At 65.8% G+C, this 24,908-nt stretch carries 26 protein-coding genes; 14 read left to right on the plus strand and 12 right to left on the minus strand.

Going from position 1 to position 24,908, the window contains the following annotated elements:
- Window positions 1–43 precede the first annotated feature (43 nt).
- Window positions 44–745, minus strand: coding sequence for an extensin family protein (locus B1A78_RS01265; protein WP_077145231.1), 702 nt, complete (start codon window positions 743–745; stop codon window positions 44–46).
- A 171-nt stretch (window positions 746–916) separates the two neighbouring features.
- Between B1A78_RS01265 and B1A78_RS01270 the strand changes: the two genes are divergently transcribed.
- The 3 genes from B1A78_RS01270 to B1A78_RS01280 all read left to right on the plus strand — a co-directional run bounded on the left by B1A78_RS01270 (window position 917) and on the right by B1A78_RS01280 (window position 4,994).
- Window positions 917–2,044 carry a phosphoserine transaminase gene (locus B1A78_RS01270; RefSeq protein ID WP_077145232.1) on the plus strand — a complete coding sequence of 376 codons (1,128 nt, stop codon included), beginning with the start codon at window positions 917–919 and terminating at the stop codon, window positions 2,042–2,044.
- A gap of 106 nt (window positions 2,045–2,150) precedes the next feature.
- Window positions 2,151–3,737, plus strand: coding sequence for a phosphoglycerate dehydrogenase (gene serA, locus B1A78_RS01275; RefSeq protein ID WP_077145233.1), 1,587 nt, complete (start codon window positions 2,151–2,153; stop codon window positions 3,735–3,737).
- A 144-nt stretch (window positions 3,738–3,881) separates the two neighbouring features.
- On the plus strand, window positions 3,882–4,994 hold the full coding sequence (locus B1A78_RS01280; protein ID WP_077145234.1) for an ATP phosphoribosyltransferase regulatory subunit: 1,113 nt from the start codon (window positions 3,882–3,884) through the stop codon (window positions 4,992–4,994).
- Here the strand turns inward: B1A78_RS01280 and B1A78_RS01285 are convergent.
- From B1A78_RS01285 to B1A78_RS01295, 3 genes are read right to left on the minus strand one after another with little or no spacing between them, the layout of a single operon-like run.
- On the minus strand, window positions 4,991–5,368 hold the full coding sequence (locus B1A78_RS01285) for a DOPA 4,5-dioxygenase family protein (protein ID WP_077145235.1): 378 nt from the start codon (window positions 5,366–5,368) through the stop codon (window positions 4,991–4,993). The two genes, B1A78_RS01280 and B1A78_RS01285, sit on opposite strands and share 4 nt — an antisense overlap.
- A complete protein-coding gene (locus B1A78_RS23285; RefSeq protein WP_179101949.1) occupies window positions 5,365–5,748 on the minus strand; it encodes a hypothetical protein in 384 nt (127 codons plus the stop codon). Before B1A78_RS23285 ends, B1A78_RS01285 begins: the two co-directional genes overlap by 4 nt.
- Window positions 5,727–6,653 (minus strand): alpha/beta hydrolase, encoded by a 927-nt coding sequence (locus B1A78_RS01295; protein ID WP_077145236.1) that lies wholly within the window; start codon window positions 6,651–6,653, stop codon window positions 5,727–5,729. The genes B1A78_RS23285 and B1A78_RS01295 overlap by 22 nt, the downstream gene beginning before the upstream one ends.
- A 153-nt stretch (window positions 6,654–6,806) precedes the next feature.
- Between B1A78_RS01295 and B1A78_RS01300 the strand changes: the two genes are divergently transcribed.
- Complete coding sequence (locus tag B1A78_RS01300) at window positions 6,807–8,096, plus strand: adenylosuccinate synthase (RefSeq protein ID WP_077145237.1); 1,290 nt, start codon at window positions 6,807–6,809, stop codon at window positions 8,094–8,096.
- Here the strand turns inward: B1A78_RS01300 and B1A78_RS01305 are convergent.
- Window positions 8,086–8,973 (minus strand): haloalkane dehalogenase, encoded by an 888-nt coding sequence (locus tag B1A78_RS01305; RefSeq protein ID WP_306171637.1) that lies wholly within the window; start codon window positions 8,971–8,973, stop codon window positions 8,086–8,088. The genes B1A78_RS01300 and B1A78_RS01305 overlap by 11 nt on opposite strands.
- Before the next feature lie 86 nt (window positions 8,974–9,059).
- Here B1A78_RS01305 and B1A78_RS01310 point away from each other — a divergent pair, with 86 nt between their 5' ends.
- Together B1A78_RS01310 and B1A78_RS01315 are read left to right on the plus strand one after the other, a co-directional pair.
- Window positions 9,060–9,563 (plus strand): murein L,D-transpeptidase family protein, encoded by a 504-nt coding sequence (locus tag B1A78_RS01310; RefSeq protein WP_077145239.1) that lies wholly within the window; start codon window positions 9,060–9,062, stop codon window positions 9,561–9,563.
- 10 nt (window positions 9,564–9,573) lie between these two features.
- The gene (locus B1A78_RS01315; RefSeq protein WP_077145240.1) at window positions 9,574–10,164 is read left to right on the plus strand and encodes an NADPH-dependent FMN reductase; all 591 of its coding nucleotides are present in this window, start codon (window positions 9,574–9,576) and stop codon (window positions 10,162–10,164) included.
- Here B1A78_RS01315 and B1A78_RS01320 read toward each other — a convergent pair.
- On the minus strand, window positions 10,161–11,474 hold the full coding sequence (locus B1A78_RS01320; protein WP_077145278.1) for an MFS transporter: 1,314 nt from the start codon (window positions 11,472–11,474) through the stop codon (window positions 10,161–10,163). The two genes, B1A78_RS01315 and B1A78_RS01320, sit on opposite strands and share 4 nt — an antisense overlap.
- A 112-nt stretch (window positions 11,475–11,586) precedes the next feature.
- Here B1A78_RS01320 and B1A78_RS01325 point away from each other — a divergent pair, with 112 nt between their 5' ends.
- The gene (locus B1A78_RS01325) at window positions 11,587–13,167 is read left to right on the plus strand and encodes an amidase (protein ID WP_077145241.1); all 1,581 of its coding nucleotides are present in this window, start codon (window positions 11,587–11,589) and stop codon (window positions 13,165–13,167) included.
- On the opposite strand, the gene B1A78_RS01330 is transcribed toward B1A78_RS01325, so the two are convergent.
- Window positions 13,145–13,645, minus strand: a complete 501-nt coding sequence (locus B1A78_RS01330) for a DUF2721 domain-containing protein (protein ID WP_077145242.1) — start codon at window positions 13,643–13,645, stop codon at window positions 13,145–13,147. The two genes, B1A78_RS01325 and B1A78_RS01330, sit on opposite strands and share 23 nt — an antisense overlap.
- A gap of 5 nt (window positions 13,646–13,650) precedes the next feature.
- Window positions 13,651–14,871 carry an LL-diaminopimelate aminotransferase gene (locus B1A78_RS01335; protein ID WP_077145243.1) on the minus strand — a complete coding sequence of 407 codons (1,221 nt, stop codon included), beginning with the start codon at window positions 14,869–14,871 and terminating at the stop codon, window positions 13,651–13,653.
- 115 nt (window positions 14,872–14,986) lie between these two features.
- On the opposite strand from B1A78_RS01335, the gene B1A78_RS01340 reads away from it, so the two are divergent.
- The 3 genes from B1A78_RS01340 to clpS all read left to right on the plus strand — a co-directional run bounded on the left by B1A78_RS01340 (window position 14,987) and on the right by clpS (window position 18,208).
- The gene (locus tag B1A78_RS01340; RefSeq protein ID WP_077145244.1) at window positions 14,987–16,759 is read left to right on the plus strand and encodes a class I poly(R)-hydroxyalkanoic acid synthase; all 1,773 of its coding nucleotides are present in this window, start codon (window positions 14,987–14,989) and stop codon (window positions 16,757–16,759) included.
- Window positions 16,760–16,881: 122 nt separating this feature from the next.
- Complete coding sequence (locus B1A78_RS01345) at window positions 16,882–17,637, plus strand: phasin family protein (protein ID WP_077145245.1); 756 nt, start codon at window positions 16,882–16,884, stop codon at window positions 17,635–17,637.
- Between the two features lie 217 nt (window positions 17,638–17,854).
- Complete coding sequence (clpS, locus tag B1A78_RS01350) at window positions 17,855–18,208, plus strand: ATP-dependent Clp protease adapter ClpS (protein ID WP_077145246.1); 354 nt, start codon at window positions 17,855–17,857, stop codon at window positions 18,206–18,208.
- 3 nt (window positions 18,209–18,211) lie between these two features.
- On the opposite strand, the gene B1A78_RS01355 is transcribed toward clpS, so the two are convergent.
- Window positions 18,212–18,739, minus strand: coding sequence for a hypothetical protein (locus tag B1A78_RS01355; protein WP_144037629.1), 528 nt, complete (start codon window positions 18,737–18,739; stop codon window positions 18,212–18,214).
- A 50-nt stretch (window positions 18,740–18,789) separates the two neighbouring features.
- Window positions 18,790–19,281, minus strand: a complete 492-nt coding sequence (locus B1A78_RS01360; protein WP_077145248.1) for a helix-turn-helix domain-containing protein — start codon at window positions 19,279–19,281, stop codon at window positions 18,790–18,792.
- An 89-nt stretch (window positions 19,282–19,370) separates the two neighbouring features.
- Here B1A78_RS01360 and B1A78_RS01365 point away from each other — a divergent pair, with 89 nt between their 5' ends.
- Window positions 19,371–20,102: an SDR family oxidoreductase gene (locus tag B1A78_RS01365; RefSeq protein ID WP_077145249.1), complete on the plus strand. Its 732-nt coding sequence runs from the start codon at window positions 19,371–19,373 to the stop codon at window positions 20,100–20,102.
- Window positions 20,096–20,704, plus strand: coding sequence for a 2-hydroxychromene-2-carboxylate isomerase (locus tag B1A78_RS01370; protein ID WP_077145250.1), 609 nt, complete (start codon window positions 20,096–20,098; stop codon window positions 20,702–20,704). The genes B1A78_RS01365 and B1A78_RS01370 overlap by 7 nt, the downstream gene beginning before the upstream one ends.
- Here B1A78_RS01370 and B1A78_RS01375 read toward each other — a convergent pair.
- Window positions 20,701–21,570: a putative 2OG-Fe(II) oxygenase gene (locus B1A78_RS01375; protein ID WP_179101950.1), complete on the minus strand. Its 870-nt coding sequence runs from the start codon at window positions 21,568–21,570 to the stop codon at window positions 20,701–20,703. The genes B1A78_RS01370 and B1A78_RS01375 overlap by 4 nt on opposite strands.
- A gap of 194 nt (window positions 21,571–21,764) precedes the next feature.
- On the minus strand, window positions 21,765–22,769 hold the full coding sequence (locus B1A78_RS01380) for a DUF3011 domain-containing protein (RefSeq protein ID WP_077145252.1): 1,005 nt from the start codon (window positions 22,767–22,769) through the stop codon (window positions 21,765–21,767).
- Window positions 22,770–22,931: 162 nt separating this feature from the next.
- Between B1A78_RS01380 and B1A78_RS01385 the strand changes: the two genes are divergently transcribed.
- Window positions 22,932–23,438 carry a hypothetical protein gene (locus tag B1A78_RS01385; protein ID WP_077145253.1) on the plus strand — a complete coding sequence of 169 codons (507 nt, stop codon included), beginning with the start codon at window positions 22,932–22,934 and terminating at the stop codon, window positions 23,436–23,438.
- 33 nt (window positions 23,439–23,471) lie between these two features.
- Window positions 23,472–24,878: a TIGR02594 family protein gene (locus B1A78_RS01390; protein WP_077145254.1), complete on the plus strand. Its 1,407-nt coding sequence runs from the start codon at window positions 23,472–23,474 to the stop codon at window positions 24,876–24,878.
- The last annotated feature ends 30 nt before the right edge of the window (window positions 24,879–24,908 follow it).

Below are 24,908 nucleotides of genomic sequence, written 5' to 3' on the forward strand. Positions count from 1 at the left end.
GACGGCTACCCGCTCCGCGTGACTTTGCCAAGACTGGGCACCCTCAGCGGCAGTATCCGTTGCCGCTCATATCCATATGGAAATGGTTGTAGTGCGCCGCGTTGTAATCGGGGCTCAGCACCGTCCCGAAGCGGCGGCACGCCGACTTGTGCAGCGCGCGGAGGAAATCCTGCGACGCCTTGTCGCCCTTCCACCCGCCGTCGAGCATGATCCGCCGGCCGTCGGCGAGCACGAAGCCCGACACGTCGATCGCATTCGAATAGGCATGCTGCGACAGCCGGCCCGACCGGCCGCCATAGATGTTGCGGCAGCTATAGGTGCCAAAGGTCTCGATCTTGACGACCTTCTGCCCGAAATATTTCTGCGCCGCGGGCTTCACCGCATATTGCGCCCACGCCGCGAAATTCTTCGCCAGCGGACAGGTCATCGCGCCCAGCCCCGACGTCGGGGTGCCGATGTCGAGCAGCTTCACCGAATCGATCGAGCTGCACCCGCCGCCATGATCCTGGTTGGGCAGCGGGGTGAACTTCACTCCCGCCTGCTTCAGGTCGACCGCGCATTGCTGTGCTTCGGGGCTGTTGAACGACGGCGCCGTCGTCATTTGCGGGCGTTTCGGCGTGCTCGCCGCCGGGCGCCCATTGTCGCTGCGCTTCATCACGTCGGGGCTCCCGAAACAGCCCGAAAGCGACAGCGCCGCGAGGGCGGCGACGGCGATCCGGGGCTGGAGGAACGACGCGAAGGACATGGCGTCAATTTACCGACACTATGGTTAACAAGCTCTAAAGCATCGCTTCAGCTCGTCGATAATTTCGCCCGGGCGGCGCATTTTGTTTGACAGTTTCTTGTCCGACCCTAAACGCGGCGCCGGGCCACGCGGTCCCAACGCCGCGCGAGCTCTCTGCAAGGAGAGACTATGATGAGTGAAGTGACGACACCCGAATTGCGCCCTGCGCGCCCGTTTTTCTCTTCCGGACCCTGCGCCAAGCCGCCGGTCTGGTCCCCCGAAAAACTCAACACCGAATCGCTGGGCCGCTCGCATCGCGCCAAGATCGGCAAGACGCGCCTGCAGCTTTGCATCGACCTGATGCGCGAGATGCTGCAGCTTCCCGACACGCACCGCATCGGCATCGTTCCGGGTTCGGACACCGGCGCCTTCGAAATGGCGATGTGGACGATGCTCGGCGCCCGCCCCGTCACGACGCTCGCTTGGGAAAGCTTCGGCGAAGGCTGGGTCACCGACGCCGCCAAGCAGCTCAAGCTCGATCCGACCGTCATCCGCGCCGACTACGGCCAGCTTCCCGACCTCAGCCAGGTCGACTGGTCGAACGACGTGCTTTTCACCTGGAACGGCACCACCTCGGGCGTCCGCGTGCCCGACGGCGACTGGATCGCCGCCGACCGCGAAGGCCTCTCCTTCGCCGACGCGACCAGCGCTGTGTTCGCCTACGACCTGCCGTGGGACAAGATCGACGTCGCGACCTTCAGCTGGCAGAAGGTGCTCGGCGGCGAAGGCGGCCATGGCGTGCTGATCCTCGGCCCGCGCGCGGTCGAACGGCTCGAGAATTACACCCCCGCCTGGCCGCTGCCGAAGGTGTTCCGCCTCGTCTCGAAGGGCGCGCTCGCCGAGGGCGTGTTCAAGGGCGAGACGATCAACACCCCGTCGATGCTCGCGGTCGAGGATGCGATCTTCGCGCTCGAATGGGCGAAGTCGCTCGGCGGCCTCGACGGGCTGAAAGCGCGCAGCGATGCGAATGCCGCGGCGCTCGACAAGATCGTCGCGGAACGCGACTGGCTCTCCCACCTCGCCGCCGATCCGGCCAGCCGCTCGAAGACCTCGGTCTGCCTGTCGGTCGCCGGCGCCGACGAGGGCTTCATCAAGAAGTTCGCGGGGCTGCTCGAAGCCGAGGGCGCGGCCTATGACATCGCGGGCTATCGCGACGCGCCTCCGGGTCTTCGCATCTGGTGCGGCGCGACCGTCGACACCGCCGATATCGAAGCGCTCGGCCCGTGGCTCGACTGGGCCTACGAAACCCTCTCCGCGTAACATTTGTTCGTCATCCCCGCGAAAGCGGGGACCCAGAGCGTGCATGGGCTTTCCCCACACTGGGTTCCCGCTTTCGCGGGAATGACGAGGTTAAAGGATCATAGACATGACCGCACCCAAAGTTCTGATTTCCGACAAAATGGACCCCAAGGCCGCCGCGATCTTCAAGGAACGCGGCATCGACGTCGACGTCATCACCGGCAAGACCAAGGACGAGCTGATCGCGATGATCGGCGACTATGACGGCCTCGCCATCCGCTCGGCCACCAAGGTCACCGCCGACGTCCTCGCCGCCGCGACGAACCTCAAGGTCGTCGGCCGCGCCGGCATCGGCGTCGACAATGTCGATATCCCGTCGGCCTCCAAGCAGGGCGTCATCGTGATGAACACGCCCTTCGGCAACAGCATCACCACCGCCGAACATGCGATCGCGATGATGTTCGCGCTCGCCCGCCAGATCCCCGAAGCGAACACGCTGACGCAGGCGGGCAAATGGCCGAAGAACGACTTCATGGGGGTCGAACTGACGTCGAAGACGCTCGGCCTGATCGGCTGCGGCAACATCGGCAGCATCGTTGCCGAGCGTGCCCTCGGCCTGCGCATGAAGGTCGTCGCCTTCGATCCCTTCCTGACCCCCGAGCGCGCGATCGAACTCGGTGTCGAAAAGGCCGATCTCGACACCCTGCTCGCCAAGGCGGACTTCATCACGCTGCACACGCCGCTCACCGACCAGACGCGCAATATCCTTTCGAAGGAAAATATCGCCAAGGCGAAGAAGGGCGTGCGCATCATCAACTGCGCGCGCGGCGGGTTGATCGACGAGGCCGCGCTCAAGGATGCGCTCGACAGCGGCCAGGTCGCGGGCGCAGCGCTCGACGTGTTCCAGACCGAACCGCCCGCCGCCGACCATCCGCTGTTCGGCACCCCGAACTTCATCTGCACGCCGCATTTGGGCGCGTCGACCGACGAAGCGCAGGTCAATGTCGCGATCCAGGTCGCCGAGCAGATTTCGGATTACCTCCTGACCGGCGGCATCACCAATGCACTTAACGTGCCGAGCCTGTCGGCCGAGGAAGCGCCGAAGCTGCGCCCCTATATGAGCCTCGCCGAAAAGCTCGGCAGTCTCGTCGGCCAGCTCGCGCACGACAACCTCACCACCATCTCGATCGAGGTCGAGGGGGCGGCTGCCGAGCTCAACCTCAAGCCGATCACCGCCGCGGTGCTCACCGGCCTGATGCGGCGCTATTCGGACGCGGTGAATATGGTCAACGCCCCGCACCTCGCGCGCGAACGCGGTCTCGACGTGCGTGAAGTGCGCCACGACCGCGACGGCGACTATCACACGCTCGTCCGCGTCACCGTCGCGACCGAGGCCGGCGACCGCTCGGTCGCGGGCACGCTGTTCAGCAACGGCGACCCGCGCCTCGTCGAGATGTTCGGGATCAAGGTCGAGGCCGATCTCGACGGCCATATGCTCTACATCGTCAACGAGGACGCCCCGGGCTTCATCGGCCGCATCGGCACCGCCCTCGGCGAAGCCGGGCTCAACATCGGTACCTTCCACCTCGGCCGCCGCGCCGCGGGCGGCGAAGCGGTGCTGCTTTTGAGCCTCGATTCGCCGATGCCCGAACCCTTGCTGTGGCAGCTCTGCCAGCTGCCCGGCGTGAAGACGGTGAAGGGTCTGAAGTTCTAGGACTTCATTCCCCTCCAGTCCGTGTCGAGTGGACCGGGATGCCGCATCGGGCTCTCTCTCCTCCAGGGTGTGCCGGCACCACTCGACGCGGATGAATCGCACCGGATCGTTGACTCCGGTCGCGACCAGCCTAAGGCCGCACCGATGCCCAAAGCCCCTGCCCTGCTGCCCGAAGGCCTTCGCGACCGCCTGCCGCAACAGGCCGAGGCCGCGTCGCGCGTCACCCGCGCACTCGTCGATGCGATGCGCGCGCATGGCTATGGCCGCGTCTCGCCGCCGCTCGCCGAGTTCCGCGAGACACTCGGCGGCGACGATGATCGCAGCGCGCGCGACCTTCTCCGCTTCACCGACCCCGTGTCGCAGCGCACCCTCGCGCTCCGCCCCGACATCACGCGGCAGGTCGGCCGTATCGCGACCTCGCTTCTTGCCCACGCACCGCGCCCGCTGCGGCTTTGCTACGCCGGGCAGGTCGTCAAGCTGCGCGCCAGCCAGCTCCGTCCCGCGCGCGAGATGCTTCAGGTCGGCGCCGAACTGATCGGCAGCGACAGTGTCGCCGCGGCGCGCGAAATCGTCACCGTCGCGATCGACGCACTCGACGCCGCGGGCATCGGCCCCGTCACGATCGACTTCACGCTACCCGACGCGGTCGACCTGCTCGCCGCCTCGCTGCCCGTCGCGGCCAGTCTCGACACGTTGCGCGACGAACTCGACGCCAAGGATGCCGGCGCGCTCGTCCGCATCGGCGCCGCGGCCTATCTGCCTTTGCTCCGCGCCACCGGCCCGTTCGATCAGGCGATCGCCGACCTGCGCGCCTTCGACACCGGCGGCGTCCTGACCAGCCGCATCGACGCGCTCGAGGCCATCGCCGCGCCGATCCGCGACCGCGTGTCACTGACGCTCGACCCCACCGAACGCCACGGCTTCGCCTATCAAAGCTGGTTCGGTTTCCAGATCTTCGTCCCCGGCCAGGGCGACGCGATCGGCCGCGGCGGCGGCTATGCGATCCCGGTCGGCGAGGATCATGAGGAATCGGCGGTCGGTTTCTCGCTCTACCCCGACCCGCTGATCGACGACGGCCTCGGCGCCGAGGACGACGCCGAACGCCGGCTGTTCCTGCCGCTCGGCCATGACGCCGCGCTCGCCGCCGGCCTGCGCGCCGACGGGTGGCAGACGGTCGCCGCGCTGTCCGACGGCGACGATGCCCGCGCGCTCGGCTGCGGCTACCGCCTCAGCGCCGACGGTCCCGTCGCCGCCTAGAAATCGGCCTTGCCGAACCGCGGCATGCCCTGATTGATCCCCGGCGGGTCGAGCACCGTCACATCGAGTTCCACCGGTTCGCCAATCCAGTGCGCGAGCGTCGTGTGATCGGCGAGATCGTCGTCGGTCAGCGGATGCACCAGCGCGCGCAGCCCCGTCGCCTCGATCGCCGCGACCACCGCGGGCACCGCGCTGCCGAGAAAATGCACCTCATATTGTGCGATCGGATGCGGCCCGACGCCGCCCTCGGTCATCGACCCGACGAACAGGATCGCGGGATCGCGTCCAAAATCCTCGCGCAGCGCCGCCGCCGCGGGGTGTTCGGCGGCATCATAATAGATATGCGCATGATAGGGCGCGGTCGGGTCGGTCATGTCGGCATCTCATCCATCGTCGCCCGGACCTGATCCGGGAGCCTGCCCGCCTTGAACGCAAAGGCGGGTCGAAGGTCAAGCCCGGGATTCCGCCCCCGCCCGGCGATCATTTCGAACGCTTCAGCCAGCACCAAGCCGATGCAGCGGAACGATCGTTGCGAGCGGCTGTTGTCGAAATACCGAAAATATAATCGAGGGTGGGTCGCCCTCGTTGCCGGAGAGAGAAAATGAAAAAGCTTCTCAAAATTTTCGCCATCAGCACCTCGATCTTGGTCCTGTCCGCTTGCAACACCGTTCAAGGCGCCGGGAAGGACGTGGAATCCGTTGGCGACTGTGCCGATGGCGTGAAGGGCAACTGCTAGAACACCCGCTTCAGCCACGCATCGACCGTCGCGGTCGGCGCGTAGCTCGGGTCGCCCAGTCGCCGGTTGATCTCGGCATGGCCCTGCAGCCCCTCGCCGGGGAAGCTGCCATGCTCGACCTTGCTGCCGCCTTTCTCGAGCGCGGCGCCGAGCGCCTTCGCCTGCCGCACCCCGTCGGGACGCTGGACATAGAGCAGCAGGAACGCCGGTGCATTGGGCGCGCTCGCTTGCAATGTCGGCGACAGCGTCGCTTGCCGCGCCGCGTCGCTCCCGAACGCTTGGCGGTATGTCTTCTGCATGATCGGCGGCCCGTCCTTCAGCTGTGCCGGCACGTCATAGGCCGCGCCGTCGATCGGGATCACCCCCGCGATATCGGCGAAGGACAGCCCCGCGCTCTTCAGATAATTCTCGTCGGTCCCCACCAGCGCGACCAGATGCGCGCCCGCGCTATGCCCCATCAACACGATGCGCCGCCGGTCGATACCCAGCCGGTCGGCATCCTTGATCAGCATCTTCACCGCCATCGCGACGTCCTCGGCCTGCTGCTCGACCGTCGACGCCGGCACCAGCCGGTAATCGATCGACGCAAAGGCATAGCCCTCGCCCGGATAATGCACGGGCTTATACTGCCCCGTCGCATTGTCCTTGCTGCCGCGCTTCCACCCGCCGCCATGGACGAAGACCACTAGCGGCGCAGGCCCCCTGGCATCTGTCGGGCGCCACAAGTCGAGCGATTGCAGCGGGTCGCGGCCATAGAAGATCGTCTCGCTGCCTGGCGCCTTCGGCCCCTCGTCGGCGCCCATGCGCTGCGCGATCCGGTCGCGCAGCCGCTCGCGCGCCTCGGCAAAGGGCCCCGGAACGATCAGGCTCGCCGCCACGAATGCCGCCAACGCCGCGCCCGTTATCAACCGCTGTTTTCGCATCGTCCACAATCTCCGCTTTCCCCGGCGGCAGCATATCTAGCCCGAAATTGTCGCAAATCCGTCCCACCAAGCTTGCCTCTGCGGCCAAATCCGCTAAGGCCGCGCCGGGTCAAACGCCGGTCGTTTCGGGGCCCAGTTCAGCAGGACAGCATCATGGCAAATGTCACCGTCATCGGGTCGCAATGGGGCGACGAGGGCAAGGGCAAGATCGTCGACTGGCTCGCCAGCCGCGCCGACGCCGTGGTGCGTTTCCAGGGCGGGCATAACGCCGGCCATACGCTCGTCGTCGGCGAACAGGTGTACAAGCTATCTTTGCTCCCCTCGGGCATCGTCACCGGCACGCTGTCGATCATCGGCAATGGCGTCGTACTCGACCCTTGGGCGCTGCGCGACGAGATGGCCAAGCTGCGCGGCCAGGGCGTCGAGATCAACGCCGACAATTTCGCGATCGCCGACAATTGCGCGCTGATCCTGCCCTTCCACCGCGACCTCGACGCGCTGCGCGAAACCGCCGCGGGCGCGGGCAAGATCGGCACCACCGGCCGCGGCATCGGCCCCGCCTATGAGGACAAGGTCGGCCGCCGCGCGATCCGCGTCTGCGACCTCGCGCATCTCGACAAGCTCGATCCGCAGCTCGACCGCCTGACCGCACATCACGACGCGCTGCGCGCCGGTTTCGGCGAACCGCCGATCGACCGCGAGCGGCTGATCGCCGACCTCTCCGAAATCGCCGACTTCGTGCTCGAATATGCGCAGCCGGTGTGGAAGCGTCTGAAAAAGGTCCGCAAGGCCGGCGCGCGCATCCTGTTCGAAGGCGCGCAGGGCGTGCTGCTCGACGTCGATCATGGCACCTATCCCTTCGTCACCAGCTCGAACACCGTCAGCGGCACCGCCGCGTCGGGCTCGGGCCTCGGCCCCTCGTCGGTCGGCTTCGTGCTCGGCATCGCCAAGGCCTATACGACGCGCGTCGGCAGCGGCCCCTTCCCCACCGAACTCGAGGACGAGATCGGCCAGCGGCTCGGCGAGCGCGGGCATGAATTCGGCACCGTCACCGGGCGCAAGCGCCGCTGCGGCTGGTTCGACGCGGTGCTCGTGCGCCAGAGCTGCGCCGTCTCGGGCGTCACCGGCATCGCGCTCACCAAGCTCGACGTGCTCGACGGTTTCGACACCATCCGCATCTGCACCGGCTACCGGCTGCGCGGCAAGATCCTCGACTATTTCCCCGCGCACTCGGCCGACCAGGCCGAGGTCGAGCCGATCTACGAGGAAATGGACGGCTGGCACGAAACCACCGCGGGCGCGCGCAGCTATGCCGACCTGCCCGCGCAGGCGATCAAATATGTCCAGCGCGTGCAGGAACTGATCGAGACCCCGATCGCCCTCGTCTCGACCAGCCCCGAGCGCGAGGACACGATCCTGATCCGCGATCCGTTCAGCGACTGACCCCGGCCGCGGCCACGTCGCGGATTGCCGCGACAAAGCCTTCGGGATCATTTTCCTGGATGAAATGTCCGCCGTGCAGCGTGCGGTGCGCCATGCCGCGCGCACCGGGCACCCGGTCGATGAACAGCGCATCACCGCCGCGCGTGATCGGGTCGCCATCGGCGAAGCAACAGAGGAAGGGCTTGTCGAAGCGCTCGAGCGCCGCCCATGCCCGTTTCTGGTCGAAGACCGCGACATTGTCGCCAAGCGGCACGAAGGATGGGAAGATGCGCGCCGCGACCTTCGACGCGCGCGTCGGAAAGGGCGCGTCATAAGCCGCGATCTCGTCAGGTGTCAGTTGCCGCTTCGCCCCCGCATTGACGATGCGTCCGATCGGAAAGACCGGGCTGTAGCGCGAAAAGGCCCGCCAGATCGCAAAGGCGCGCGGCGCGGGCTGGCCCTCGGGCAAACCGCCGTTCGACAGCGCGACGCCCGCGAACCGCTCGGGCATTTCGGCGACGAGACGCAGCCCGATCAGCGAGCCCCAGTCTTGGCACGCAAGGATGATGTTGGTCAGGTCGAGCGCCTCGATCCATTGCCGCATCCACGCCACTTGCGCCGCATAGCTGTACGCCCCGGCATCGAGCGGCTTGTCCGACCGGCCGAAGCCGATGAGGTCGGGCGCGACGACGCGAAATCCCGCCGCGATCGTCGGCCCGATCATCTTGCGATAGAGATAGGCCCATGTCGGCTCGCCGTGCAGCATCAGCACGGGCTGGGCCGCCGCGTCGCCCTCGTCGATATAATGGACGCGCAGCCCGTCCTCGATCTCTCGATATTTCGGCGCATAGGGCCAGCCGGGCAGCCCCTCGAAACGCGCGTCCGGCGTGCGATACATCCGCATTCAATCCCCCCTCTTCCCGCCAATCAGCATAACGGCCGCGCCGACCTTGTCCATGCGCGGTGATGGCGTAAGGTGCCGCCATGCGCCCCGCCCTCCTCTTGCCTGCCCTGCTGCTCACGGCGTGCGGATCGGCCAGTTCGCAGGTGCCCGCCCTGCCCGCCGGTACCAAGGCCGACCGGCTTCTCGTCGACAAGAGCGACCGCCTGCTCATCGCCTATGCCGGCAACCGCGAGGTCGTCCGCTACACGAATATCCGCTTCGGCGACGTCCCCACGGGGCACAAGCAGTTCGAAGGTGATGAACGCACGCCCGAGGGGCGCTACACGATCGACGGCCGCAATCCGAACAGCGCCTATCACCTGTCGCTGCGCATCTCCTATCCCAACGCCGCCGACCGCGCCTTTGCCAAGGCGCAGGGGCGCTCGCCCGGCGGCGACATCTTCATCCACGGCCAGCCCAATCGCTGGCCCGGACCGACGCTGACGAACGACTGGACCGACGGCTGCATCGCGCTGTCCGACGCCGAAATCGAACAATTATGGGCTATCGTCCCCGACGGCATCCCGATCACCATCCGCCCCTGAAGGAAGAAATATGGCCCGCGACATCCTCGTCTTTTACGGCAGCTACCGCAGCGACCGGCAGGGCATCAAGCTCGCGCGCTGGATCGTCGCGGCGCTCCAGGCGCGCGGCGACAATGCCGAGTTGATCGATGCCAAGGTGATCGGCCTGCCGATCCTCGATCGCCGGTTCAGCGACTATCCCGCGGGCGAGGCACCCGCGCCGATGGCCGAACTCGCCGACCGCATCGCCGCCGCCGATGGCTTCCTCTTCGTGACCGGCGAATATAATGGCGGCCTGCAACCCGGACTCAAGAATCTCGTCGATCATTATCTGACCGAATTTGCATGGCGCCCCGCGGCCATCGCCTCCTATTCGGCCGGGCCCTTCGCGGGCGTCCGGTCGGCGACCGCATGGCGCACGACGCTTGGCGCGATGGGCATGGTCGTCACCTCGACCCCGCTGTCGCTCGCGCGGATCGGCGGCGCTTTCGATGCCGACGGCCAGCCGGCGGGCGAAGATGGCGGGCGGATCGCCAAGGCCTTTCCGCGCTTCGCCGACGATCTCAATTGGTGGATCGATGCCGCCGCGGAGCAGCGTGCGAAACAGGACCCGCCCTATTAACCCGTCTTGAGTTCGCGCGACAGGCGCAGGCTGGCGCGCCAGAAGAAGAAGGCGGGGATAAGGCCCAGCCACGCCGCGCCATAAAGGACGTAGCGGACGCTTTCCTGCCCATAGGTCGGGGCAAGCGCGTCGGACAGCACCCCGAACAGGAAGGGTCCGAAACCCAGGCCGATCAGATTCTGTCCGAACAACATGATCGAGGCCGCAACCGCGCGCGCGCGCGGCTGCACCAGCCCTTGAACACAGCCATAAGCGGGACCGTAATAGGCCGAATTGAGGATCGTCGGCACGATCAGCAGCGCCACCGCGACGATCCAGTTTTCCATATAATAGCCAAGGAACAGCACCGGTGCCGCAACGGCCATGCCATAGGCCGGCAGGGTCAATATGTGCTTCTTGTCGTGCGATCCGAACTTGTCGGCCACCTTGCCGCCGAGCCAGGTCCCAAAGACGCCCGCGACGCCCAGCACCACCGCCATCGACAGCCCCGCCTCGGTCGTCGACAACCCGTGGCTGCGGATGAAGAAACTGATCGTCCACAGCGCCTTGCCATAGCCGAGGAACGCGACGACCGACGATGCGATCAGGATGTAGACGAAGGCGCGCGATGCGAAGATTTCGGACATGGCCTCGCGGGTCGAAAGCTGTACGGGCTTCGCCGCGCTCGCCTCGACCACCGGCTTCAGGTGGCGGGGTTCACGCAGCACGAACAGCACGACCAGCGCCAGCAACAGCCCGGGCAGCCCGACGAGCATCAGCGCCACCCGCCAGCCGTAAAGGTCGTTGACGATGCCGCCGATGATCAGCCCCAGCAGCGACCCGATCGGCACGCCCATGCCGTAAAAGGCGATCGCCGAGGATCGTTTCGCGGGCTCGACGCTGTCGCTGATCAACGAATGCGCGGCCGGGGTGCAACCGGCCTCGCCGATGCCGACGCCGATGCGCGCGAACAGCAATTGCACGAAATTCTGCGCCAGCCCGCACACCGCGGTCATCGCCGACCAGATCGCCAGCGCGAGCGATATCAGCCGGATCCGGTTGGTCCCGTCCTTGTCGGCATAGCGGGCGATCGGGATACCGAGCAGCGCGTAAAAGACCGCGAAGGCCGGACCGGCGAGCAGGCCGAGTTCGGTATCGGTCAGGCCAAGGTCGGTCTTGATCGGCTCGGCGAGGATGTTGACGATCTGCCGGTCGAGGAAGTTGAAGATATAGACGATCAACAACACCCACAGCATCGTCCGCGTCTGCGCGGAAACAGCGTCTTCGGATGGCAAGGCGATGCCCGCAGCAAGAGCCGGCTTTTCGGTCATTTTCATCTCCCAGACCGACAAGGGGCCAGAACGGGACCGTGGTGTCAATGCCGAGGCGGCCAGCCGAAAATCGCCGCTTGCAATTGCCGCTACGGCTGGCAGCCTGTTTTCCATGCAAAAAATTTCGCTGCTCGCCGCCAGTGCGCTCCTCGCCGCCGCCCCTGCCACCGCGATGCCCCCGCCGCTGCCCGAGGTCGAGGGCAGGGATGCTGCGACGCTACGCGCCGAGATGGAGAGCGGCCAGCTTTACGAAGGCCTGCTCGCGTCGGTCTATCAGGACCGGATCGGTCGGATCGACGACTATGGGCCGAAACTCGGCGCGGTCATCGCGAACCTCTCGCAGACCGAGGCCTATGCCGAGGGCCAGCGGCTCTATGACGAGCGCATGGCGGGCAAGGCGCGCGGCCCGCTGCACGGCATTCCCATCTTGCTCAAGGACAATATCGAGGCCGCGGGTCCATGGGCGACGACCGCCGGCTCGCTCGCGCTCAAGGACAATGTCACGAACCGCGACGCGCCGATCGTCGCGCGGCTGCGCGATGCCGGGCTCCTCATCCTCGGCAAGGCCAACCTCAGCGAATGGGCCAATATCCGGTCGAACAATTCGACGAGCGGCTGGAGCGCGGTCGGCGGACTCACCAAAAACCCGCATGCGCTCGACCGCAACAGCTGCGGCTCGTCGTCGGGCAGCGCCGCGGCGGTCGCCGCCAGCCTCGCGCCGCTCGCGATCGGTACCGAAACCGACGGTTCGATCACCTGCCCCGCCGGGGTCAATGGCGTGGTCGGCTTCAAGCCGACGCTCGGTCTCGTCAGCCGCACCTACATCGTGCCGATCAGCCACAGCCAGGACACCGCCGGCCCGATCACGCTCAGCGTGCGCGACGCGGCCGCAGTGATGACCGTGATCGCCGGCAGCGATCCCGCCGACCCCGCGACCGCCGAGGCCGATGCGCGCAAGGCGGATTATGTCGCCGCGCTGTCGCCGCAGGCGCTGAAGGGCAAGCGCATCGGGGTACTGCGCGACCGCATCGGCGACCGCGCCGACGTCCGCGCGCTGTTCGACGCCGCGCTGGCGCAGATGGCGGGCCTCGGCGCGACGATCGTCGAGATCAACGACAGCCGCAAAGGACTCGAGGAATTGGGCGCCGCCGAATTCGAAATCCTGATGACCGAGCTCAAGGCCGACATGGCCACCTATCTGGCGGGCCTGCCGGCGAAGGACGGCCCGAAGACGCTCGCCGACCTGATCGCGTTCAACAAGGCCAATGCCGCCGAACTCGCCTGGTTCGATCAGTCGCTGTTCGAACTCGCCGAAAGCAAGGGCGGGCTCGACAGCCCCGCCTATGTCGAGGCGAAGGCCAAGGCGGCGCGGCTCGCGGGGCCCGAGGGCATCGACAAATTGCTGAAGGACCATGGCGTCGACCTGCTGGTCGGAGTGACCAACGGCCCCGCGTGGACCAGCGACCTCGTCAACGGCGATCATTATAATGGCCCGAGCGTCAGCCAGTTGCCCGCGGTCGCCGGCTATCCGCACCTCACGGTCCCGATGGGAACGGTTCAAAGCCTGCCGATCGGCCTCTCGTTCATCGGCCCCAAGTGGAGCGACGCCGATGTGCTCGCCGCAGGCTATGCCTATGAACAGGCGAGCAACAAGCGGGTGACCCCGACCTTCAGGGCAAGCGCGGCACCTTGAGCCGGTTGCGCTTCGAATTGCGCTGCTTTTCCTCGAGTTCGAGCAGCTCGATCGGGATATGGATGGTGTAGATCGCCAGCCGCACCTCATAAAGGAAGAGCAGCAGCGACAGCAAAAGCAGCAGCATCGCGACGACGAACGCCGATGCCACCGCCATGCCCCATTCGAACCCCGCCGCGCGCTGCACGAACAACAGCGCGACGAGCAGGCACACGACGACCCCGCTGGCGACCGCCATCAGGATCGACGCGTTGATGACGCTCATCCGCTTGTCGAGCTTGCGCAATTCCTCGACCAGCCGGTCGTGCTCAGCGCCCGTGGTCGCGCTATGCAGCGCCATCAGCCCGCGCGAGCGGTCGACGACGCGCGCCAGCCGCCCGGCAAAGACGCCGAGCAGATTGCCGATGCCGACGAGCAGGAAGGCGGGGGCGAGCGCGAGCTGGATGGTCTGCGAGATGACCGGCGCGCTGCCCCCCACTCCGGTCAGCCCTCGCCGTTCGCCGCGACCGACGGGGTGTTGATGCCGTGCATCTGCAGGAACTTGCGCACGTTGCGCGCCGCCTGGCGGATACGCTGCTCATTCTCGACCATCGCGATGCGCACGAACCCTTCGCCATCCTCGCCATAGCCGACGCCCGGCGCGACCGCGACCTTGGCGTGGGTGAGCAATTGCTTCGAAAATTCGAGGCTGCCCATTTCTTTCAGCGCGGGCGGCAGCGGCGCCCAGGCGAACATTGATGCCTTGGGGCTGGGGATGTCCCAGCCGGCGCGGCCGAAGCTGTCGACCATGACGTCGCGGCGCTTCTGGTAAAGCTCGCGGTTCTTGGCGACGATATCCTGCGGCCCGTTGAGCGCGGCGCAGGCCGCGGCCTGGATCGGCGTGAAGGCGCCATAGTCGAGATAGGATTTCACGCGCGTCATCGCCGCGATCAGGCGCTTGTTGCCGACCGCGAAGCCCATGCGCCAGCCCGCCATCGAATAGGTTTTCGACATCGAGGTAAATTCGACCGCGACATCCTTCGCGCCCGGAACCTGCAGGATCGAGGGGGTCGGATTGCCGTCGTAATAAAGCTCCGAATAGGCAAGGTCGCTGAGGACCCAGACCTTATTCTCCTTCGCCCAGGCGACGAGCCGCTCGTAAAAGGCGAGGTCGACCGATTCCGCGGTCGGGTTCGACGGATAGTTGACCACCAGGATCGACGGACGCGGCACGGTGAAGGCCATCGCGCGGTCGAGCGCCCGCCAGTAATTCTCGTCGGGCGTCGTCGGCACGCTGCGGATCGTCGCGCCGGCGATGATGAAGCCGAAGGTGTGGATCGGATAGCTGGGGTTCGGCGCGAGCACGACGTCGCCGGGACCTGTGATCGCGGTCGCGAGGCTCGCGAGCCCTTCCTTCGACCCCATCGTCACCACCACCTCGGTCTCGGGGTCGAGCGTGACGTTGAAACGGCGCGCGTAATAATTGGCCTGCGCGCGGCGCAGCCCCGGAATGCCCTTCGACTGCGAATAGCCGTGCGCGTCGGGTTTCATCGCCACTTCACAAAGCTTCTCGATAACATGCGCGGGCGGAGGCAGGTCGGGGTTGCCCATCCCCAGGTCGATGATGTCTTCGCCCGAGGCGCGGGCGGCCGCACGCATCGCATTGACTTCAGCGATGACATAGGGCGGCAGGCGCTTGATGCGATAGAATTCATCTTCGGACATGGGAAACTAGAACAACTCCTTTGCGTATCTTGTTGATTGACGCGAGCGGCAATCTCGCCAGCCGCATCGCGGCTTGTTATAGGCATATTGACGGCACTGACCAGCAGGAACGAGCATGACCGAAACGGGTACGGACGGCACCACCGAAAAGCCAAATCCCTTCATGCCCGCGCCCGACGACCTGCAGCATTGGGCCAGCGTCATGGGCCGCGCGCAGCAGATGATGCTCGACTATGCGCTCGGCCAGGCGAACGACGGCCACACGAGCGCCGCAGCGCTGTTCGATCCCGCCGGCTGGCTGAACAATCCGGCGACGCAGCAATGGGCCGAACATTCGTCGAAGATGTGGGAACAGGGGGTCGCCTTCTGGACCTCGCTCGCCACGCTCGGCCCTTCCTTCACCCCGGTCACCGACACGCCGAAGGACAAGCGCTTCGCCGACCCCGACTGGACCGACAACCCCGCCTTCGCGCTGATCCGCCAGACCTATGGCCTGCTCTCCGACCAACTGCTCGAAACGACGCGCCAGATGGCTGGGCTCGACGAAAATGCGCGCAAGAAGATGGAATTTGCGGCGAAGGGCATGGCCGATGCCTTTTCGCCGTCGAACCTTGCGCTCACCAATCCCGAAGTGATCAAGCGCGCGATCGAGACGCGCGGCGAGAGCCTGCTCAAGGGCCTGAAGCACATGCTCACCGACCTGCAGCGCGGGCAGCTCAGCCATGTCGATCCCGACGCCTTCGAGGTCGGCGTAAACATCGCGACCACGCCCGGCAAGGTGATCCACGAGACCGACCTCTACCAGCTGATCCAATATACGCCGACGACCAGCGAGGTGTTCGCGACGCCGCTCGTCATCTTCCCGCCGTGGATCAACCGCTTCTACATCCTCGACCTCAACCCCGCGAAAAGCTTCGTGCGCTGGGCGGTCGAACAGGGACTGTCGGTGTTCATGGTGTCGTGGAAATCCGCCGACGCCTCGATGAAGGATGTCGTCTGGGACGATTATATCGCGGCGCAGGTCGACGCGATCGACACGGTGCGCGACCTGCTCGATGCCCCCGCGGTCCACACCATCGGCTATTGCGTCGCGGGCACCACACTCGCTGCGACCCTCGCCATGCTGTCGGCGAAGGGCGAGGCCGACAAGGTCAAGTCGGTGACCTTCTTCACCGCGCAGATCGATTTCGAGTTCGCCGGCGACCTCAAGATGTTCGTCGACGAAAGCTATCTTGCGCTGCTCGAGCAACTGTCGGCGCAGGGCTATCTCGACGGGCGCTATATGGCGGCGACCTTCAACAGCCTGCGCGGGCGCGACCTGATCTGGAATTATGTCGTCAACAATTACCTGCTCGGCAACGACTATCCGCCCTTCGACCTGCTCTATTGGAACGGCGATACCACCAACCTGCCCGCGAAGTGGCACCGCCAATATCTGGTCGACCTCTATCGCGACAACCGCATGGTCGTCCCGAACAGCCTGTCGGTCTGCGGCACCCCGATCGACCTCAAGAAGATCAAGACCCCGGCCTATATCCAGGCGGGGCGAGAAGATCATATCGCGCCGCTTGCCAGTGTCTGGCGGCTGATGGACCATCTGTCGGGCGACAAGACCTTCCTGCTCGCGGGGTCGGGGCATATCGCCGGGGTCGTGAACCCGCCCGCCGCCGGCAAATATCAATATTGGACCGGCGACAATCAGGCGACCACCCTAGCCGACTTCGAAGCGTCATCGAAGGAGACTAAAGGTAGCTGGTGGCCGCACTGGATCGACTGGATTGCCGCGCAGGACGGCGCAAAAATCCCAGCCAAGGGTTCGTATATTCCCGGAAAAGGTGCTAAGAAGGCCATAGAGGATGCCCCCGGCCGCTACGTCAAGCAGCGGTAAAATCAGGGGAATAAGGGGCCAATAAGGCTGCGATCGACAATTTTTGTGCACTGCACAAAAATATCCTTGAAATCGCCACGCCACTCCTATATTGTGCACTGCAACATAAAGGAGTTCCCCCGATGGCTACCAAGATGGATAGTGCCGAAAAGGCTTTCGAAGCCGCGACGCTGGAAACCCCCGCCAAGCCGGCGGTGACTCCGGCCGCTCCGGTCGAAACCGCTGCCCCGGCAGTGGCAAAGGCCGCACCGGCTCCTGTGAAAACCCCGACGGTGAAGGCAAAAGCCAAGCCGGTCGCGAAAAAGGCCGCTGCCCCCAAGGCCGTGGCCAAGAAGGTCGCCCCCAAGAAGGCGGCCGTAAAGACCATTGCCCCCAAGCCCCTGAAGGCCGCGCCGAAGCCGGTCGCCGCCGCCACCAAAGGATTCAAGACCATGAACGACACCGTCAAGAAGTTCGCCGACGAAGCCAAGACCCGCGCCGAAGCCCTGACCGCCGATTTCCAAGCGAAGTCGAAGGAAGCGCTCGCCAAGTCGAGCAAGCTCGCCGAAGAAGCCGTCGAGTTCAACAAGGCAAACCTCGAAGCGCTCGTCGAAGCCGGCAAGATTGCCGCGAAAAACGCCGAAGTGCTCGGCCAGGAAGGCGTGACCTTCGCTCGCAAGAGCTTCGAAGACACGACCGCCGCGCTGAAGGGCTACACCTCGGTCAAGTCGCCGACCGAATTCTTCAAGCTCTATGCCGAAAACAGCAAGAAGGCGTTTGACGCCGCTGTCGCGCAGACCTCGAAGACCAGCGAACTCGTCGTCAAGATGGCGAACGACAGCTTCGCGCCGATCTCGAACCGCGTGTCGGTCATCACTTCGAAGATGAAGGCAGCCTAAGGGCCTTTTTCTTCCCGTTGGCGCGGGCGTCTCTCCCCTCCTCCCAGCCTGCGCCGACACAACAAGACCGCTCGCATCCCTCGGGTTGCGGGCGGTTCTTGCTTTTGGGCTCCGACAAAAGGGGGTTAATGATGCCCCGCCCCCTTGCGAATCCGCTTCGGCGTGCGATATTCCGGTGACAATGCTTCCAGTTCAGAATCTCCACCCGATCCGCGCCATGGCGGATGCCGAAGATGTCCGCCTTATGGCGGACAAGGACGACGGCACGCCCGGCACTCCGGGCGTCGGCATCGCGACGCGCACCCGCGCCAAGGCCAAGAAGCCGTCGATGTACAAGGTGCTGTTGCTCAACGACGATTACACGCCGATGGAATTCGTCGTGATGGTGCTCCAGCGTTTCTTCAACATGGACATCGAACAGGCGACGCAAGTGATGCTGCACGTCCACCAGCAAGGCGTCGGCGTGTGCGGCGTGTTCAGCTATGAAGTCGCCGAGACCAAAGTGAACCAGGTGATGGACGCCGCGCGGCAGAACCAGCACCCGCTGCAGTGCACGCTGGAAAAGGCTTAACGCCTATCCGGCCACCTGCTTTTGCGCGGCTTCGAGCATAGCGGGCAGTTCCGGGAACAAGCGGCGATACAGGGTGTCGGACGCCGCCCGGTCGGCCAGGCCGAAATAGGAATCGACCAGCAACCGTGAAAATTGCTGCCCGGCCGGCGTAGCGACGAAGCGCCGCACGTCGGCCAGATCGGTCGCCGACATCAGCCGAAACTGGTTGACCAGCGGCCTATAGATATTGGCCTGTTCCTCCGGCCAGACCGCATCAACGCGCGCTTGGACGGCCCCGATGAACGCCTGGAGAACGACTTGGTCCCGAACATCGGGATGCGCGACCGCGAGCCACCCGAGCGCCTCATTGGCGACTGCAGAACGGGTTCGAAAACGCAAATCGCCGTCATTCGGTGCAACCAGTTCCCTGGCCAATCCATGGGCTTCGTCCATCACCGCCGGATCGGGCGGCGACGGTGGCGGCGGGATCGCATGCGCCGGCGTTGTAAGGGCCAGGACAGCGACAAGATTGGCAAATGATCGGCCGCGCATATTCGCCCCTTCGTATCCGGGCGATAGCCTATCAGAACGCCGCCTTGGGTCTAGCCCGCCCGCGCCGCCTGCTCAGCCTTGAGCGCCGGCGACGGGTCGCCTTTCAGATCGCCATAGCCCAGCGCCGCGCCGCACCCCGGACAGACCGTCGCCGTCCCGACATCGCTGCCGCACGCGCGGTGGATGTAGCGCATCGCCGGCCCGCCGCCGGTCTCGCCATCCTTATACGCCCAGCGCTCGGCCCAGCCGCGCATCGCATAGAGCACCCCGAACAGGTCCTTGCCCTTGTCGGTCAGCCGATATTCGTGGCGTAGCGGCCGGTCCTGATAGGCGTGGCGCTCGACCACGCCCTCGCCCTCGAGCAGTTTGAGCCGCGCCGACACGAGTTGCGGCCCCAGCCCGGTGTTCGCCGCGATCGCCTCGAACCGGCGTCGCCCGAAGAACAGGTCGCGCAGGATCAGCAGCACCGCGCGGTCGCCGAGCAGCTCGGCCGAGCGCCCGACGGGGCAGAAAGTGTCCGAAAGATCCGCGCGCTTGGGCATGCCGTGTCCTTAGCCGTCTTCGACGGCGAACAAAAATCGCTTGTCACTATGATTATCATAGTTACGATGCACGGCAAGAGGAGAGTCGCATGCCCCACCCAGCCGCCGTCATCATCGGAGCCGGCGATGCCACCGGCGGCGCGATCGCGCGTGCGTTCGCCGCCGAGGGCCTCACCGCCTGCGTCAACCGCCGCCCGCGCAACGCCGACCAGCTCGAAGCGCTCGCACAGTCGATCCGCGACGCGGGCCACCAGGCGCGCGCCTTCCCCGGCGACGCGCGCGAAGAGAAGGACATGGTCGCGCTGTTCAACCAGGTCGAGGCCGAGGTCGGGCCGGTCGAGGTCGCGGTCTTCAACATCGGCGCCAACGTCAATTTTCCGATCGCCGAGACCAGCGTGCGCGTCTACACCAAGGTCTGGGAAATGGCGTGCCTCGGCGGCTTTCTGATGGGGCGCGAGGCAGCGAAGCATATGGCGCCGCGCGGCCGCGGTACCATCATCTTCACCGGCGCAACCGCCAGCCTGCGCGGCGGATCGGGCTTCTCGGCCTTTTCGGGCGCGAAGGGCGCGCTCCGCATGCTCGCACAATCGATGGCGCGCGAACTGGGGCCGCAGGGCGTGCATGTTGCGCACACCATCATCGACGGCGCGATCGACACCGAGTTCATCAAGGGCCGCCACCCCGATTTCGACAATGCGAAGGCCGCCGAGCTAATCCTCAACCCCGACGCCATCGCCGCCAATTATGTGATGCTCCACCGGCAACCCAAAAGCGCCTGGACGCACGAACTCGACCTCCGTCCCTGGGGAGAAAAATGGTGACCAAAAGTCTCGAACTCATCTTCGATTTCGGCAGCCCCAACGCCTATCTCACGCTCAAGGTCCTGCCCGAACTGCTCGACCGCACCGGCGCCGACCTCGTCATCACCCCCTGCCTGCTCGGCGGCATCTTCAAGGCGACGGGCAACAAGGCACCGATGATCCAATATGCCGAGGCGCCCGCGAAACTCGCCTATGAGCATCTCGAGATGCGCCGCTTCATCGAGAAGCACGCCCTCTCCAAATTCCGCCTCAACCCGCATTTCCCGGTCAACACGCTACTCATCATGCGCGGGGCGATCGTCGCCGAGGATGAGGGCGTGCTCGACGACTATGTCGATGCGGTGAACCGCGCGATGTGGGAGGAAGGCCTGAAAATGGACGACCCCGAAGTCGCCGGCGCCTTCCTCACCGCCAACGGCTTCGACGGCCCCGCGCTGCTCGCGCGCACGCAGGAGCCCGGGATCAAGGCGAAGCTGGTCGCCAACACCGAGGCTGCGGTCGCGCGCGGCGTGTTCGGTATCCCGACCTTCTTCGTCGGCAGCGAGATGTTCTTCGGCAAGGATCGTCTGGCGCAGGTCGAGGACGCGCTGCTCGCGCGCTAGGACGCGTCCTCTGCACCCCGGCTGAGCTCGAAATCGACCGCGATCGACACCCGCAGCCCCGGGGCGTCATAGGGCGTCGTCCAGTGCGTGTAGTAAGAGGGCATCAGCACCAGCAGCCCGGCCTGCGGCCGGACCCGTGCGTGCGGCCATCCGGGGAGCGGCGCGCCGTCCTCCGGCGGGCCGACCACCAACTCGCCGCCCGCCTCGCCCTCGGGCACGCCGACGGGATAATAGACGCAGGTCACCCAGCCGCGCTTGTGCGAATGGCGGTCGAGCCGCCCCGGCCCCTGCGAGATGAGGCCCCAGGCGTGAATGATATGCTGGTCGCTGACATGCTGCGCGAACGGGTGATCGCTGCCCGCCCAGCTCGCGAGATAGCGCCGCGCCTCGGCTTCGATCGCATCGATCAACCGCGCAATTGCCGGACCGGGATCCTGCGCGAGCTTGCCGATGCGCAGCATCTCCAGCGCCGGTCCATTGGTTGTGGGCCGTGCCGACGCGGCCGCGCGCATCGCCATTTCGGCCGCGACCGCCTCCGCCAGTTCTTCGCTTGGATCGCCCAGCTTTACGGTCCGGAAAAGTCGTGCGGAATCGAAGATCCGCGCCATCTCCTCGGTCCGCCCCAATTCGATCAGACTCGCCGCATAGCCCGCGATCATCCGCGAATTGATCGCCCCGCGTGCGAACAGCGCCTCATATTCGCTGCAAAGCTGGTCGGGCGATTGCGCCTGATAGGCGGCGGCACTAACGTCTTCGCCCGTGCGCAGCCCCAGCGCGCGCAAAGCCTGCGCCGCGGACCCATGACCGGCCGCTTCGAGCATCGCGATATGCACGCCGATCGGCAGGCGCCGTTTCGACGCCTGCATACTCGCCTGATAGTGCGCGATACCATCCGCGATATCACCCGACAGCAGCAGGCGAACGGCCGCAAGCGCGCGCTTGGACGGCGCGTCGCTGTCGGCTGTGGCTGGCTTGTCGGTCAGTCGCGCGCTCCTATCCGCGCCCCGGATAATCGCAACGCCCAACGGGCGCCAGCCCGATACCATTCGCGATCCCGGACCTAGCTGAAATCGAGCTGGATGATCTCGCTTGGCGTCGCGCGGCAATACATTTCCAGCGATCGCGCCCCGTCGGGATAGGTGGCGGTCATCGCGGCACGAATGCGCCAGCCGCCATTACCCTGCTCCAGACTGACGAGCCGGTCATAGGACAGCCGCGTGCCCCCTGTGACCCCGATCTGCCGCGCCGCGTCGTTCATGCAATTCTGCACCGACGGCCGCGCCGCGCTCGGCAGCGACGACAGATTGGCGCTCAACGTTGCCGGCGGCCCCGCGGGATAGGTCGTCGGCGTCTCGACCGCGGTCTCTTCGCCCGCTGGCGACTTCTTTTTCTTGCTCAGCAGCAGCGCGAGCAGCCCGCCCGCGACCACCACACCGCCGATGATCAGACCGGTGCTCGGCCCCTTGTCCTTCTCGGGCTTCGGCCCCGGCAGCGGAACGAGATTGCTGTAACCATAGCGGAATTCGGCACGGCAGCCGTTGTTGACCCAGATATAATTGGCATCATAGCCCCATTGCCGCCCGGCGTTGCAGCGCCCGCCCAGCCGCCGCACCAGCTCGACGCGGTTGTTCGTCGGAACATTGCATTGCTCGTAACGATTGCTGCGCGATTCGCAGCGGATCGTCCCGGCAAAATCGTCGACCGGCTGCGGCAGCGGCACCGGATAGGTCCCGCCATTGCCATAGCCATAGCCGAACTCGGCACGGCAGCCGCCCGACACCCAGATCTGGTTGGCGGTAAAACCCCAGTCGCGCCCTTTCGAACAGCGGCCACCGATGACGCGGATCAGGTCGACGCGATTGTCGGTGCGGACGTTGCAACGCTGCGTCCGGTTGCTGCGCGACTCGCAGCGCAACGTCCCGGCATAGGCCTGGTCACGCGGCGGCTGGATCTGCGGGCCGCCGGGCGGTGGATAGGGATAGGTGGTCTGGGCGAGGACGGGGGCCGCAAGCGGCGTGGCGACCAGCGAAGCCGATGTGGCGATGGTGACGACGATATTCCTCATGCCCTTGCCCCTTTTTCCTAACAGGTGTCCGTGTCTTACCGTCCCAAATTTGATGAAATCCGCGCCACTGGTCCCATGTTTCGGCGCGCTTTACCACTGCAAAAGACGCCGCCGGCCGCCTGCTTCCCTTTCGCGGCCAAGTCGCTTAGGTTTCGCGGGGTCATGAACCGCGACTGGGGAATGAACGACATGGGCACATCGATCATCGACGGAACCGTCACCGCCACCGACGTCAAACGCACGGCGGGCGACATGACGATATTCAAGACCATCGACTTCCTGCGCGACGACGGCACCTCGCAGAGCCTGAACAATGCGGTGACCAGGAAGGACGTGACCGAGATGCTCCAGCCCGGAACGCGGGGGCGCTTCTATGGCTTCTCCGCGCTCGACATCGGCGGCATCCATGGCGTGCGCACCGCCGATGGCCGCGCCGCCTTTGCCTACCCCGGCGGCAACAATCAGAAAATCTTCCTGATGGCGGCCATCGTCGGCGGGGCCTTTGTGGCGTTCATGGTGGCGACGCGCGGCGAGATCCCTCTGTTCGGCGCGGCGGCGCTGATCCTCGGCGTCGTGGGTTATATCTTCATGGGCAAGGGCGCGCGCGAGACCAGGGCGCAGTTCGACGGCGACTCGGGATATGTCCCGACACCCGCCGGAGCCGACTGACGCTTTTCCCTCTGACCAGCCGGCAAGGATTCCATGGCAGCCAAGCACATCATCCTGCTCGTCCACGGCATCAGGACCCACGCCAGCTGGTACGAGCGCGCCGAGCAGGTTTTCGCCCAGCTCGACAATGTCGAAATCCGTCCGATCAAATATGGGCGCTTCGACCTGTTTCGTTTCCTCGTCCCGGGGCCGTGGCGGCGGACCCCGGTCGACAAGTCGGAGGATCGCATCCTTCCGATCATCGACCGCAGCCGCGCCGAGCAGGGGCAGGTCAGCGTCATCGCGCACAGCAACGGCACCAATGTCGTCGCGACGTTGCTGAAGGAAAGCCATTTGTTCCGCATCGACAACCTGATCCTGTGCGGATCGGTGGTCGATTCCGATTTCGACTGGGAAGGTGTCTCGCACAAGGTCGGCGGCACGATCATCAACGACTATGGCGTGCGCGACATCTGGCCCGCCGTCGCGAAGGCCTTCACCTGGGGCTATGGCTATTCGGGGACCAACGGCTTCGGATCGCCGGTCCGCGACCGGCTCCACGATGCCGGCCATTCGGACTATTTCACCAAGGAATTCATGGAGAAATACTGGATCAGCTTTTTCCGTGACGGCACGATCGTCCGCCCCGCCTATGGCGATGTCGAAATCCCCAAATCGCCCTGGTGGTTCTTCCTGTTCGAAATCCCTTGGAAATGGCTGATCCTCGCAGCGCTGGGCTATCTCGCCTTCTGGTCGCTGGGGGGCATGGCGATGATCAGGCCCCCTGCCGGGCAGACCGAGGTCGCCGCCCCGCCGGCAACGGCGCCGCCCGCCACGGCCGATCGCGATGCGACCGCTGCCGCAACCCCGGACACCCCCACGGTCGCCGCCGACGACGAGCCCGCCGAGAATGACGAAATCGCCGCCTTCAGCCCCGAATGCGACCAAAGCCCCGAACGCTGGGCGCCCACCGACATCGCGCAAGCGAAGAGCGACGCCGCCTTCGTCAACACCGCGACATGGCTGAACATAGCGATCGGTGAACTCGGTCAGCGCGAGGCGCCGGGCGCGGCGGCCAACCCGCGCATCGTCGCCTATATGGCGACCGCCGAACCCAAATATGTGAATGACGAGCAGCCGTGGAACAGCCAGTTCGTCAACTATGTCATGCGCAAGGCCGGCAAGCGCGGCACGAACAGCGGGCGCGCCCAATCCTGGCTGGCGTGGGGCAAGGATGCGATCGCCGAAGTGGGCGAGCCCGTCCTCGGCTCGATCGTCGTCGCGAAACGCGCCGGCGTGCCCGACGGCGGCTTCGCCGGTTTCTATCTCGGGTCTAACGGCGCGGGCGCGGTTCGCATGCTCGCCGGCAATGTCTGCCGCGAGGTCGCGGTCGTCACCGTCCCCGAAAGCAAGATCATGGGATATCGCCTGCCGTCGGGCTGGCTCGGCCCGGCGCAATAGGGCGCGGTCCGCCGCTTGCGCGCTTCGGCG

This window comes from Sphingopyxis sp. KK2 (assembly GCF_001990265.1).
Taxonomy (GTDB): domain Bacteria; phylum Pseudomonadota; class Alphaproteobacteria; order Sphingomonadales; family Sphingomonadaceae; genus Sphingopyxis.

Excerpts from the sequence above, each read along its gene's own strand:
- B1A78_RS01265 (WP_077145231.1), bottom strand. The coding sequence starts at position 745 with ATGTCCTTCGCGTCGTTCCTCCAGCCCCGGATCGCCGTCGCCGCCCTC.
- B1A78_RS01270 (WP_077145232.1), top strand. The coding sequence starts at position 917 with ATGAGTGAAGTGACGACACCCGAATTGCGCCCTGCGCGCCCGTTTTTC.
- serA (WP_077145233.1), top strand. The coding sequence starts at position 2,151 with ATGACCGCACCCAAAGTTCTGATTTCCGACAAAATGGACCCCAAGGCC.
- B1A78_RS01280 (WP_077145234.1), top strand. The coding sequence starts at position 3,882 with ATGCCCAAAGCCCCTGCCCTGCTGCCCGAAGGCCTTCGCGACCGCCTG.
- B1A78_RS01285 (WP_077145235.1), bottom strand. The coding sequence starts at position 5,368 with ATGACCGACCCGACCGCGCCCTATCATGCGCATATCTATTATGATGCC.
- B1A78_RS01295 (WP_077145236.1), bottom strand. The coding sequence starts at position 6,653 with ATGCGAAAACAGCGGTTGATAACGGGCGCGGCGTTGGCGGCATTCGTG.
- B1A78_RS01300 (WP_077145237.1), top strand. The coding sequence starts at position 6,807 with ATGGCAAATGTCACCGTCATCGGGTCGCAATGGGGCGACGAGGGCAAG.
- B1A78_RS01305 (WP_306171637.1), bottom strand. The coding sequence starts at position 8,973 with ATGTATCGCACGCCGGACGCGCGTTTCGAGGGGCTGCCCGGCTGGCCC.
- B1A78_RS01310 (WP_077145239.1), top strand. The coding sequence starts at position 9,060 with ATGCGCCCCGCCCTCCTCTTGCCTGCCCTGCTGCTCACGGCGTGCGGA.
- B1A78_RS01315 (WP_077145240.1), top strand. The coding sequence starts at position 9,574 with ATGGCCCGCGACATCCTCGTCTTTTACGGCAGCTACCGCAGCGACCGG.
- B1A78_RS01320 (WP_077145278.1), bottom strand. The coding sequence starts at position 11,474 with ATGACCGAAAAGCCGGCTCTTGCTGCGGGCATCGCCTTGCCATCCGAA.
- B1A78_RS01325 (WP_077145241.1), top strand. The coding sequence starts at position 11,587 with ATGCAAAAAATTTCGCTGCTCGCCGCCAGTGCGCTCCTCGCCGCCGCC.
- B1A78_RS01335 (WP_077145243.1), bottom strand. The coding sequence starts at position 14,871 with ATGTCCGAAGATGAATTCTATCGCATCAAGCGCCTGCCGCCCTATGTC.
- B1A78_RS01340 (WP_077145244.1), top strand. The coding sequence starts at position 14,987 with ATGACCGAAACGGGTACGGACGGCACCACCGAAAAGCCAAATCCCTTC.
- B1A78_RS01345 (WP_077145245.1), top strand. The coding sequence starts at position 16,882 with ATGGCTACCAAGATGGATAGTGCCGAAAAGGCTTTCGAAGCCGCGACG.
- clpS (WP_077145246.1), top strand. The coding sequence starts at position 17,855 with ATGGCGGATGCCGAAGATGTCCGCCTTATGGCGGACAAGGACGACGGC.
- B1A78_RS01355 (WP_144037629.1), bottom strand. The coding sequence starts at position 18,739 with ATGCGCGGCCGATCATTTGCCAATCTTGTCGCTGTCCTGGCCCTTACA.
- B1A78_RS01360 (WP_077145248.1), bottom strand. The coding sequence starts at position 19,281 with ATGCCCAAGCGCGCGGATCTTTCGGACACTTTCTGCCCCGTCGGGCGC.
- B1A78_RS01365 (WP_077145249.1), top strand. The coding sequence starts at position 19,371 with ATGCCCCACCCAGCCGCCGTCATCATCGGAGCCGGCGATGCCACCGGC.
- B1A78_RS01370 (WP_077145250.1), top strand. The coding sequence starts at position 20,096 with ATGGTGACCAAAAGTCTCGAACTCATCTTCGATTTCGGCAGCCCCAAC.
- B1A78_RS01375 (WP_179101950.1), bottom strand. The coding sequence starts at position 21,570 with ATGCAGGCGTCGAAACGGCGCCTGCCGATCGGCGTGCATATCGCGATG.
- B1A78_RS01380 (WP_077145252.1), bottom strand. The coding sequence starts at position 22,769 with ATGAGGAATATCGTCGTCACCATCGCCACATCGGCTTCGCTGGTCGCC.
- B1A78_RS01385 (WP_077145253.1), top strand. The coding sequence starts at position 22,932 with ATGAACCGCGACTGGGGAATGAACGACATGGGCACATCGATCATCGAC.
- B1A78_RS01390 (WP_077145254.1), top strand. The coding sequence starts at position 23,472 with ATGGCAGCCAAGCACATCATCCTGCTCGTCCACGGCATCAGGACCCAC.